This is a genomic window from Ensifer sp. ENS11, assembly GCF_014851895.1.
Lineage (GTDB): Bacteria > Pseudomonadota > Alphaproteobacteria > Rhizobiales > Rhizobiaceae > Ensifer > Ensifer canadensis.
This window is the reverse complement of record NZ_JACVAN010000063.1, coordinates 1-549: the sequence shown is the minus strand read 5'-3', so window position 1 is coordinate 549 and position 549 is coordinate 1. Positions and strand designations below refer to the sequence as shown.

Below are 549 nucleotides of genomic sequence, written 5' to 3'. Positions count from 1 at the left end.
AGGGAGAGAGGAGGAGGAAGGAGGGAAGAAGAAAAGAAAGGAAGGAGAGGGGGAAGAGGAAGGGAAGAGAAAGGGAGAGGGAGGAGGGAAGAAGAAAAGAAGGAGAGAAGGAAAAGAGAGAAAAGGAAAGAGGCGGAGAAAAGAGAAGAGGGAGGGGAGAAAGGAGGAGGAAGGAAAAGAGAAAAGGAGAAGGAGGGGGGAGGAGAAGAAGAGAAGGAGGAAGGGAAAAAGGGAGAAGAAAGGGAGAAGGAGGAGGGAGAAGGAAAGAAGGAGAAGAGGGGGGGGAAGGGGGAAGAGGGAGGGAAGAGGGAAGGAGAGGGAGGAGGAAGAGGGAGAAAGGGAAAAGGGAGAGAGAAGGGAAGGAAGAGGAGAAAAAGGAGAAGGAAAGGGGGAGAGGAGAAAGGAGAGAGGGGGAGAAGAAAAGAGAGGGAAAGAAAGAAGGGAAGGGAGGGGAAAAGAAGGGAAGGAAAGAGAGGGAAGAAAGAAGGAGGGAAGAGAGAGGGGAGAAAAAGGGAGAGAAGAAAAAGAGGAAGAGGGAAGAACTGGAAG

1 protein-coding gene is annotated in these 549 nt (G+C 51.4%); it reads left to right on the top strand.

Annotated elements, in window-relative coordinates; genetic code table 11:
* On the top strand, nucleotides 1-549 hold a 549-nt coding region (locus IB264_RS35725), incomplete at both ends, for a hypothetical protein (RefSeq protein WP_192435377.1).